A 9,010-nucleotide genomic window follows, 5' to 3' on the forward strand; every position below is an offset into this window, starting at 1 on the left:
AGATCATGCCTGAAAGGCTCTCAGACACAATCATGACCTGCGCTGACAGCTATCAATTTTGTTACAGGCCGCGCAGCTTCTTGGCGGCGTCGATGGCAAAGTAGGTCAGGATGCCGTCGGCGCCCGCGCGCTTGAAGGCCAGCAGGGCTTCCATCATCACGGCATCGTGATCGAGCCAGCCATTGGCGGCAGCGGCCTTGAGCATGGCGTATTCGCCGGACACCTGGTAGGCAAAGGTCGGCACCTTGAACTCGTCCTTGACGCGGCGCACCACGTCCAGATACGGCATGCCGGGCTTGACCATGACCATGTCTGCGCCTTCGGCGATGTCCTGCGCCACTTCGCGCAGGGCTTCGTCGGTGTTGGCAGGGTCCATCTGGTAGACATTCTTGTCGGCCTTGCCCAGGGCGCCGCGCGTGCCCACGGCGTCGCGGAAGGGGCCGTAGAAGGCGCTGGCGTACTTGGCGCTATAGGCCATGATGCGGGTGTGAATATGGCCTTGGAGCTCCAGTGCCTCGCGGATGGCGCCGATGCGGCCGTCCATCATGTCGCTGGGTGCCACCATGTCCACGCCGGCTTCGGCATGGGCCAGGGCCTGGCCGACCAGCACTTCCACGGTGTCATCGTTGATGATGTAGCCGCTCTCGTCCAGGATGCCGTCCTGGCCGTGGCTGGTATAGGGGTCCAGCGCCACATCGGTCATCACACCCAGCTGGGGGAATTCCTTTTTCAGCGCGCGCACCACGCGTGGGATCAGACCGTCGGGGTTCAGGGCTTCCTTGCCGTCGGGGGTCTTGAGGCTGGATTCAATGGCGGGGAACAGCGCCAGATAGGGGATCTCCAGCTTCACGCATTCCTCGGCCACGGGCAGCAGCAGATCCAGGCTCAGGCGGTCCACGCCGGGCATGGAGGGCACGGCCTCGCGCTTGTTCTGGCCTTCGTGCACGAACACGGGGTAGATGAAGTCGTGCGGCGTCAGCACGCTCTCGCGCACCAGATTGCGGGTGAAAGCATCGCGGCGCAGACGGCGCGGACGATTCTGGGGAAAAGGAGTAGGGCTGGACAAATGCATGGGGAAAATTGTGCCCCATTCGCCATGGCTTGGCTTGCAGCTGCGTGACTATTCCATGACGGCTGCCTCATTGCGGGGTAAAGACGCGGCGCGCAGCGGCTGTGGCGCAGCGCAGGCCTTTACACTGGCCCCATGCTATGGGTCAAAGCCTTTCACATCATTTTTGTCGCCAGCTGGTTTGCTGGTCTGTTCTACCTGCCGCGCATCTTCGTCAATATCGCCATGGTCACCCCGGGCTCGGTGGCAGAGCGTGAGCGCCTGCTGCTGATGGCGCGCAAGCTGCTGCGCTTCACCACCATGCTGGCTGTGCCTGCGCTGGGCCTGGGCCTGTGGCTGTGGCTGGGCTGGGGCTTTGCGGGCGGCTGGCTGCATGCCAAGCTGGCCGTGGTGCTGCTGGTCATCGGCTACCACCATAGCTGTGTCGTGCTGCTGCGCAAGCTGGCGGACAACACCTGTCATAAAAGCCATCGCTGGTTCCGCTTCTATAACGAAGTGCCGGTGCTGCTGCTGATCGCCGCCGTGATTCTGGTGGTGGTCAAGCCCTTCTGAGTCTTGCGCCGAGAGTAGGAGGCGACTGTGTCCGATTCCGCGGTGCCGGTGATTTCCATGCGCCATACCTCGGCCTGGCCGCTGGCGCTGGTCTATGGCCTGCTCATCGTGTTTGCCAGCCTGTTCCCGTTTGACGGCTGGCGCGCCCAGGGGATTGATCCCAGCGTATTCCTGTTCGCCAGGATTCCGCCGCCGTACTGGACCTGGTTCGACGTCAACACCAATATCGTCGGCTATGCGCCGCTGGGCTTTTTCCTGGCGCTGGCCCTGATGCGCTCTGGCCAGCCCAGGCTGGCCGTGCCGCTGGCTTTTCTTGCTGGCACGCTGCTGTCGCTGTGCATGGAGTTTCTGCAGATCTATCTACCGCGCCGCGTACCGTCCAATCTGGATCTGGTGCTCAATGCCGGCGGTACCTTGATCGGTGCCCTGCTGGCTGCGCTGCTGGAGAAGCTGGGGGCTCTCTCGCGCTGGAGCGCTTTTCGCAACCAGTGGCTGGGCGAGGGCGGGGCGGGGGTGCTGGTGCTGCTGGCGCTGTGGCCGTTTGCGCTGCTGTTTCCGGCGGCCGTGCCGTTTGGCCTGGGTCAGGTGCTGGAGCGCATCGACGACACCTTGCAGGACTGGCTGCTGAACACGCCGTTCGAGGACTGGCTGCCGCTGGGCGACTTCGCGCTGACGCCGCTGTCGCTGGTGACGGAGATGCTATGCGTGATGCTGGGGCTTTGGATACCCTGTTTGCTGGTCTACTGCGCCGTGCGCCATATGGGCCGCCGCGCGCTGGCCGGACTGCTTCTGGTGGCGGCAGGGGTGGGGGTGACAGCGCTGTCGGCTGCGTTGAGCTGGGGCCCCGCTCATGCCTGGGAGTGGGTGGATCTGCCGGTGCGCCTGGGTGTCTGGGGTGGGCTGGGCCTGGCTGTGATTGCGCTGCCGGCCTCGCGCCGGGTGTGCACCGTGCTGTTGCTTCTGGTGCTGGTGCTGCATCTGAGCATCCTCAACCAGGCACCCACCAATGTCTACTTCGCCCAGACCCTGCAGGCCTGGGAGCAGGGGCGCTTCATCCGCTTCTACGGGCTGGGCCAGTGGCTGGGCTGGCTCTGGCCTTACGTCACACTGGCGTATGTAGTGATTCGACTCTCGCGTCGCCAGCAGCCTGCCTAGAATGATCCACCATGAGCGACACCCAGAATCAAGACCAGGCCGGCGGCTACTACCAGCGTCATATCTTCTTTTGCCTGAACGAGCGCCCCAATGGTGAGGACTGCTGCGCTCTGCACGGCGCCAAGGCGGGCTTTGACCACTGCAAGCGCAAAGTCAAGGAAGAGGGGCTTGCCGGTAAGGGGCAGGTGCGTGTGAACAAGGCCGGCTGCCTGGATCGCTGCGCCGGCGGTCCCGTGGCCGTGGTCTACCCCGAGGCCGTCTGGTACACCTTCATCGACGACAGCGATATCGATGAAATCGTCGAATCCCATCTCAAGAACGGCAAGGTGGTCGAGCGCCTTGTGCTGCCCGAAAGCGTGGGGCGGTGATCTGGCTGTCTTGAGTCCTGTGGCCGCCCCGACAGGCTTGCGGCAAAGCGGCTCTTGTCTGGTGCGGCCGACTTTGGGCTTGCTTGTTCAGGAACTTTAAGTGTTTTGAAGCGTCAGCCCAATTACAGCAAGCGCAAAAAGCTACAACTAGGATAGCAATCGTGAATTCCCAGACCGAACGACTGACGCTCACCGGCACTGCCGGTGCCATTGAGGCCCTGCGCGATGCGCCGCAACTGGTCGAAGGCCAGAGTCCCAAGGGCGTGGCCATCATCGCCCATCCGCATCCGCTGTTTGGCGGCACCATGGACAACAAGGTGGTGCAGACCCTGGCGCGAGCCTTTGTTCAGTGCGGCTACACAGTCGTGCGTTTCAACTTTCGCGGCGTGGGCGCCAGTGCCGGCGAGTATGACGCCGGCAAGGCCGAGCTGCAGGATTTGCTGGCCGTGGTGCAGCAGGTGGCTCCCGAAGGCCCTGTTGCTCTGGCCGGCTTTTCCTTCGGCGCGTTCGTCACCAGTCATGCACTGGCCCAACTCTGGGGTACAGGTCGGGTGCAGAAGGCCGTGCTGGTCGGCACCGCCGCCAGTCGCTTCGAGGTGGCTCCCGTGCCTGCCGAGGCCCATGACCAGACCCTGGTGATTCATGGCGAGGCGGACGACACCGTCGAGCTGTCCGCCGTGATGGACTGGGCGCGCCCGCAGATACTGCCTGTTACCGTGATTCCTCAGGTCGGCCATTTCTTTCACGGACAATTGCCTCTGCTCAAGAGCCTGGTGGTGCGCCACCTGAAGTCCCTGTAAGAGCCATTTCCCACACCTTGACGCACGTGAATTGCTGCCCCGTCTTGGTTAACTCCCTTTTCATAGCGCCAGGCCGAGGTATATCCTTGGCTTTGGCCGTTTCCGACGGTAAATCACCGCGCTTACCTTTGCTTTAGCGAGAGTCCTCTTCATGAAGCCCATCTACTCCACACTGCGTGTTCTGGCCGTTGCTGCCGCAGTGGCGCCCGTGTTTGCCATGGCACAGGTGGCGGCCCCTGTTCCTCCCGAAATTGCTGCCCGCAACTATCTGCTGGTGGACGTCACTGCCGGCCAGGTGCTGGGCGCCAAGGACGTCGATGCTCCCGTCGAGCAGGCATCGCTGACCAAGCTGATGTCGGCCTATGTGGTGTTCGACGCCTTGCGCTCCAAGAAAATCACGCTGGAGCAGCGCATGCCCGTGAGCGAGCGCGCCTGGAAGATGCCCGGCTCGCGCATGTTCATCGACCCCAAGATGCAGGTGCCCGTCAATGACCTGCTCAGCGGCATGATCATCCAGTCCGGCAACGATGCCACCATGGCATTGGCAGAGGCCGTGGGCGGCACGGCCGAGAACTTCGTCAAGATGATGAATGACCAGGCCAAGGCCCTGGGCATGAAGAACACCAGCTACAAGAATCCCGAAGGCCTGACCGAGCCCGGCCACCTGACGACGGCGCGTGATCTGGCCATCCTGGCCCAGCGATTGATGCATGACTTTCCCGAGTACATGCACTACTACGCCACCAAGCAATACAGCTATCCCGGCACGCCTGCCTCCAACGGCAGCAACCGCAATGCCTTGCTGTTCCGCGATCCCACCGTGGACGGCCTGAAGACCGGCCACACCAATGCCGCCGGCTATTGCCTGGTGGCTACGGCCAAGCGCGACCTGCCCAATGTGGGCCAGCGCCGTCTGCTGTCCATCGTGCTGGGAACGGCCAGCGAAAAAGCGCGTGCCAACGAAAGCCAGAAGCTGCTGAACTGGGGTTACACCGCTTTCGATGCCGTCAAGCTGTTTGATTCCGATCAGCCCGTCGCCACTCCGGCTGTCTGGAAGGGGGCGGCCAATGCCGTCAAGATCGGCAAGGCCGACGGCGCCGTGGTGGTGACCGTGCCCTCGGGCACAGGCGGCAAGCTGACCACCGAGGTGGTGCGCCAGGATCCGCTGATCGCTCCTATCGCCAAGGGCCAGTCCATGGGCGTGCTCAAGGTCAAGTCGGGCGCGGATGTGGTGGCCGAGGTGCCGCTGGTGGCGCTCGAGGCCGTCGAGCAGGCCGGTTTCTTTGGGCGCCTGTGGGACACCATCCGCCTCTGGATCAAGTAAGTTCCCAGGTCGGCAGGAGGCGGCTCCTGCCGGCAACAGCCTTTGTCGGCCATGCAAAGCATCTTGCTGCCTGAGGGGCTATTGCCCGCAGGTGCTTGTGCTGATTTGCGCAAGCTGGTACATTCGAGGGCTTTTCGGAATTTCCGAAGGGATTCACGTTTCCGCATCAGCATCTGTTGCTGCGGATAAACCTTTTGCTTTCACGAAGCAAATTCACGTTTAGGGACGTTTAATTAATGCCAACCATTAACCAACTCGTGCGTCAGGGCCGCACGGTCGAAGTTGTTAAATCCAAGAGCCCTGCTATGGAAAACTGCCCCCAACGCCGTGGCGTGTGCACCCGTGTGTACACCACCACTCCCAAGAAGCCTAACTCGGCTCTGCGTAAGGTGGCTAAGGTTCGTCTGACCAACGGTTTCGAAGTGATTTCGTACATCGGCGGTGAAGGCCACAACCTGCAAGAGCACAGCGTTGTGCTGGTGCGCGGTGGTCGTGTGAAGGACTTGCCCGGTGTGCGTTACCACATCGTGCGCGGTTCCCTGGACCTGCAAGGCGTCAAGGACCGTAAGCAAGCTCGCTCCAAGTACGGTGCCAAGAAGCCTAAGGCTAAGTAATCAGCCCTGGTTTTTTGAAAACAAACGGTGTTTGATTCGCCTGACTGGCGCGGTCAAACGTAGTGGCCCTGAGCACGAATGTTTTGTGCGGGTCGAGTAAGTGAGAGTTTTGAATAGCTCTCGCGGTATCTGAAAAGATGCCAACTGAAGCAAAGATAGAGGTAAAAAATGCCACGTCGTCGCGAAGTCCCCAAACGTGAAATCCTGCCGGATCCCAAGTTCGGCAATGTAGAGCTGTCCAAATTCATGAACGTGATCATGGAAGGCGGCAAGAAGGCGGTTGCTGAGCGCATCATTTACGGCGCTCTGGACCTGATCGAGAAGAAGCACCCCGGCAAGGACCCTCTGGAAGCTTTCGTTGTTGCCATCAACAACGTCAAGCCCATGGTCGAAGTGAAGTCCCGCCGTGTTGGCGGTGCCAACTACCAGGTGCCCGTGGAAGTGCGTCCCGTCCGTCGTCTGGCTCTGGCCATGCGCTGGATCAAGGAAGCCTCCCGCAAGCGTGGCGAGAAGTCCATGGCTCAACGCCTGGCCAACGAGCTGCTGGAAGCTACGGAAGGCCGTGGCGGCGCCATGAAGCGTCGTGACGAAGTGCACCGTATGGCCGAAGCCAACAAGGCCTTCAGCCACTTCCGCTTCTAATCGGAATCTCGCTCGAGATACAGGGCCGCATGCAAAAACTTGCTGCGGCCTTGTGTCGATTCTGAGCGCCCCCATATAGAGCTGCTGCCTCCTGCGCACAATGCGGGGCCGGCAGTACTCCCATACGATCAAGCAAGGATCCATCATGGCTCGCAAGACCCCCATTGAGCGCTATCGCAACATCGGTATTTCCGCTCACATTGACGCAGGTAAGACAACCACTACAGAACGTATCCTGTTCTATACCGGTGTGACCCACAAGCTGGGCGAAGTGCACGACGGCGCTGCCACCACCGACTGGATGGAGCAAGAGCAAGAGCGTGGTATCACCATCACTTCCGCTGCAGTGACCTGCTTCTGGAAGGGTATGGATCTGTCCTATCCCGAGCACCGCTTCAACATCATCGACACCCCCGGCCACGTGGACTTCACGATTGAAGTGGAACGTTCCATGCGCGTGCTGGACGGTGCTTGCATGGTGTATTGCGCTGTGGGTGGCGTGCAGCCCCAGTCCGAAACCGTGTGGCGTCAGGCCAACAAGTACAAGGTGCCTCGTCTGGCCTTCGTGAACAAGATGGACCGTACCGGTGCCAACTTCTTCAAGGTCTATGAAGGCATGAAGACTCGCCTGAACGCGAACCCTGTGCCCGTGGTGATCCCAATCGGCGCTGAAGAAAACTTCCAGGGCGTGGTTGATCTGGTCAAGATGAAGGCCATCATCTGGGACGAAGCTTCCCAGGGCATGAAGTTCGAATACCAAGATATCCCTGCTGAGCTGGTGGAAACCGCCAACAAGTGGCGTGAAAACCTGGTGGAAGCCGCTGCCGAAGCTTCGGAAGAGCTGATGAACAAGTACCTGGAAGAAGGTACTCTGACTGAAGAAGAAGTGAAGCTCGGCGTGCGTACTCGTACCCTGGCCACCGAAATTCAGCCCATGCTGTGCGGCACCGCGTTCAAGAACAAGGGTGTGCAGCGCATGCTGGACGCCGTGATCGACTATCTGCCCGCTCCTGTGGACATCCCTGACGTTACCGGTACCGACCCCGATGACGAAGAGAAGAAGCTGAGCCGCAAGGCTGACGATGCTGAGAAGTTCTCGGCTCTGGCCTTCAAGCTGATGACCGACCCCTTCGTGGGCCAGCTGACTTTCGTGCGCGTGTACTCTGGCGTTCTGACCAAGGGCGAGACCGTTCTGAATGCCGTCAAGGGCAAGAAGGAGCGTATCGGCCGTATCGTGCAGATGATGGCCAACGACCGCGTGGAAGTGGAAGAAATCCGTGCTGGCGACATCGCTGCTTGCGTGGGCCTGAAGGACGTGACCACCGGTGAAACCCTGTGCGACATCGCAGCGCCTATCGTGCTGGAGCGCATGGTGTTCCCCGAGCCCGTGATTGCACAGGCTGTGGAGCCCAAGTCCAAGACCGACCAGGAAAAGATGGGTATCGCTCTGTCGCGTCTGGCTGCAGAAGATCCTTCCTTCCGCGTGCGTACCGATGAAGAATCCGGTCAGACCATCATCGCCGGTATGGGCGAGCTGCACCTGGAAATCATCGTTGACCGCATGAAGCGCGAATTCAACGTGGAAGCCAACGTGGGCAAGCCCCAGGTTGCCTACCGCGAAACCATCCGCAGCACGGTCAAGGACGTGGACGGCAAGTTCGTTCGTCAGTCCGGTGGTAAGGGTCAATACGGTCACGTGGTGTTCACTGTCGAGCCTCAAGAAGCCGGCAAGGGCTTTGAGTTCGTCGACGCCATTAAGGGCGGTGTGGTTCCTCGCGAATACATCCCTGCAGTGGAAAAGGGTGTGATCGAAGCGCTGACCTCCGGTGTTCTGGCTGGCTACCCCGTGGTCGACGTGAAGGTTACGCTGACTTTCGGTTCGTACCACGATGTGGACTCGAACGAAATGGCGTTCAAGATGGCCGCTATCTTCGGTTTCAAGGAAGCTGCCCGCAAGGCCAACCCCGTCATCCTGGAACCCATGATGGCTGTGGAAGTGGAAACGCCCGAAGACTACGCCGGTACCGTGATGGGCGATCTGTCCTCGCGTCGCGGCATGGTTCAGGGCATGGACGACATGGTCGGTGGCGGCAAGGCCATCAAGGCTGAAGTGCCTCTGTCCGAAATGTTCGGCTACGCCACTTCGCTGCGTTCCATGACCCAAGGTCGCGCCAGCTACACCATGGAATTCAAGCACTACGCTGAAGCTCCTCGTAACGTGGCTGAAGCCATCGTTGCTGCCCGCGCCAAGTAATTGACGCAGGTTTGACGAATCCGTCATAATCTAAGGCTTCCAATCGCGGCAGTCCCTTGAGGATTGCCGCGATTTTTGCCGGTCTGCGATCCCATGCCGTCCTGTTTCCTGTGCGGGGCGAGTCAGCAATGAGGTGCAGACCTTAAACATCACACAGGTTTTTGCTCTTTCGGAGAAATCATGGCAAAAGAAAAGTTTGAACGCACCAAGCCCCACGTGAACGTGGGCACCA

Annotated in this window: 10 protein-coding genes; 8 read left to right on the forward strand and 2 right to left on the reverse strand. The window is 60.6% G+C overall.

What is annotated here, in order from left to right:
* Positions 1-61 precede the first annotated feature (61 nt).
* A complete protein-coding gene (gene hemB, locus P353_RS17675) occupies positions 62-1,072 on the reverse strand; it encodes a porphobilinogen synthase (protein ID WP_003059450.1) in 1,011 nt (336 codons plus the stop codon).
* A 132-nt stretch (positions 1,073-1,204) separates the two neighbouring features.
* Here hemB and P353_RS17680 point away from each other — a divergent pair, with 132 nt between their 5' ends.
* The 8 genes from P353_RS17680 to fusA all read left to right on the forward strand — a co-directional run bounded on the left by P353_RS17680 (position 1,205) and on the right by fusA (position 8,778).
* Complete coding sequence (locus P353_RS17680) at positions 1,205-1,621, forward strand: CopD family protein (RefSeq protein WP_034372349.1); 417 nt, start codon at positions 1,205-1,207, stop codon at positions 1,619-1,621.
* 57 nt (positions 1,622-1,678) lie between these two features.
* Positions 1,679-2,776 (forward strand): VanZ family protein, encoded by a 1,098-nt coding sequence (locus P353_RS17685; RefSeq protein ID WP_034372377.1) that lies wholly within the window; start codon positions 1,679-1,681, stop codon positions 2,774-2,776.
* Between the two features lie 11 nt (positions 2,777-2,787).
* Positions 2,788-3,144: a (2Fe-2S) ferredoxin domain-containing protein gene (locus P353_RS17690; protein ID WP_034372352.1), complete on the forward strand. Its 357-nt coding sequence runs from the start codon at positions 2,788-2,790 to the stop codon at positions 3,142-3,144.
* A gap of 161 nt (positions 3,145-3,305) precedes the next feature.
* The gene (locus P353_RS17695) at positions 3,306-3,944 is read left to right on the forward strand and encodes an alpha/beta hydrolase (protein WP_003064008.1); all 639 of its coding nucleotides are present in this window, start codon (positions 3,306-3,308) and stop codon (positions 3,942-3,944) included.
* 151 nt (positions 3,945-4,095) lie between these two features.
* Positions 4,096-5,268, forward strand: coding sequence for a D-alanyl-D-alanine carboxypeptidase family protein (locus P353_RS17700; protein WP_034372355.1), 1,173 nt, complete (start codon positions 4,096-4,098; stop codon positions 5,266-5,268).
* 236 nt (positions 5,269-5,504) lie between these two features.
* Positions 5,505-5,882, forward strand: coding sequence for a 30S ribosomal protein S12 (gene rpsL, locus P353_RS17705; protein ID WP_003059441.1), 378 nt, complete (start codon positions 5,505-5,507; stop codon positions 5,880-5,882).
* Between the two features lie 168 nt (positions 5,883-6,050).
* Positions 6,051-6,524 (forward strand): 30S ribosomal protein S7, encoded by a 474-nt coding sequence (rpsG, locus tag P353_RS17710; protein ID WP_003059438.1) that lies wholly within the window; start codon positions 6,051-6,053, stop codon positions 6,522-6,524.
* Positions 6,525-6,669: 145 nt separating this feature from the next.
* Positions 6,670-8,778 (forward strand): elongation factor G, encoded by a 2,109-nt coding sequence (gene fusA / locus P353_RS17715; protein WP_034372358.1) that lies wholly within the window; start codon positions 6,670-6,672, stop codon positions 8,776-8,778.
* 30 nt (positions 8,779-8,808) lie between these two features.
* Here the strand turns inward: fusA and P353_RS30000 are convergent.
* Positions 8,809-9,010, reverse strand: a 202-nt coding sequence (locus P353_RS30000) for a hypothetical protein (RefSeq protein ID WP_232776651.1), incomplete at its 5' end; no start/stop codon positions are given.

It is taken from the genome of Comamonas testosteroni, assembly GCF_000761245.1.
Classification (GTDB): Bacteria; Pseudomonadota; Gammaproteobacteria; order Burkholderiales; family Burkholderiaceae_C; genus Comamonas; species Comamonas testosteroni_C.